A 1,165-nucleotide genomic window follows, 5' to 3' on the forward strand; every position below is an offset into this window, starting at 1 on the left:
GAAGCGAACAGCCGGGCGAGGTTATAGGGTTCGTTGTAGGTGGTCGAGGCGGTCGCGATGAAGCCGATGCGTTGCGTCACGGCGGCAAGCGCCGAAATCCAGGTCAGCGGCTCCAGCCTGAAGCGGCTTGCGTAACGGATGTTGTCTGCGAGCGCCGGCCCATCGGCAAAGAACAGCGCGTCGAACTTGCTCGCCTCGGCCTTTTTCGCCAGTTCCTGATAATAAGCGATGTCCAGCATTCTCTCAGGGGCGGAATCCTTGTAGCGCCAGCCGGCTTCATGATGGCCGCCAGGATAGATGAAAAGATTGAGCTTCAACTGTCGTGATTCGGCGGGCATATGGGGGTCCTCTTGGGTGGTGACTCTGAGCGACAGGTTTTCGACCGGTCAGACCGGCAGCACAGGCTTCGTCTCGACGCCGAGATGACGCAGAAGTTCGGAGCGAATCTCGCCGAACCGGCGATCGCCATGATCGCGTGGCGTTGGGATATCGATTGCGATGTCGGCGACGATCCCGCCCTTGTCGAGAACCAAAACCCGGTCCGCCAGCGTTACGGCTTCGTCAACGTCATGGGTGACCAATAGGACCGCCGGTTGGTGACGGGCACAAAGCTGACGCAGCAGATCGTGCATGCGCAGGCGGGTCAGCGCGTCGAGTGCGCCGAACGGCTCATCCGCCAGCAGCAGTTCGGGATCACGGACCAGCGAGCGCGCCAATGCCACCCGCTGCTGCTCGCCACCAGAGAGCTCGACCGGCCAAGCGTTCTCACGGCCGCCCAGGCCAACTTCTTCGAGAGCTGCCCGTCCGCGTTTGGCTGCGTCCGGTAGGTTGAGACCAAGAATCACATTCTCCAGCACTCGTTTCCATGGCAACAGTCGGGCATCCTGGAACACCACCGATTTCTTATCGGGCGTTTCGAGCCGGCCGGACCCGGATACTTTGTCATCGAGATCTGCGAGCGCGCGCAGCAACGTACTCTTGCCCGATCCGCTACGGCCGAGAAGGGCGACGAACTCCCCCTTGTCGATGTCGAGGCTGAGCCCGTCGAGAATGGTTCGTGGCCCGAAGCTTCTGATAAGGCTCTCGACCCGCACGACGGGTGCGCCGCTCAATCCGCCAAGGTGCGACGCCATGACAGCGACCTTTCCTGGAAGAAGCTGACGAT

2 protein-coding genes are annotated in these 1,165 nt (G+C 61.5%); both read right to left on the minus strand.

What is annotated here, in order from left to right; genetic code table 11:
• Window positions 1–338: LLM class flavin-dependent oxidoreductase (locus tag AC07FD_RS39545; RefSeq protein ID WP_478354217.1), on the minus strand; the 338-nt coding region annotated here is incomplete at its 3' end.
• Between the two features lie 48 nt (window positions 339–386).
• Window positions 387–1,133: an ABC transporter ATP-binding protein gene (locus AC07FD_RS39550; RefSeq protein ID WP_379021009.1), complete on the minus strand. Its 747-nt coding sequence runs from the start codon at window positions 1,131–1,133 to the stop codon at window positions 387–389.
• Window positions 1,134–1,165 lie beyond the last annotated feature (32 nt).

Source organism: Mesorhizobium waitakense, from assembly GCF_056431085.1.

Bases quoted from the DNA above. Each gene is read 5' to 3' on its own strand.
- AC07FD_RS39550 (WP_379021009.1), bottom strand. From the start codon at position 1,133: ATGGCGTCGCACCTTGGCGGATTGAGCGGCGCACCCGTCGTGCGGGTC.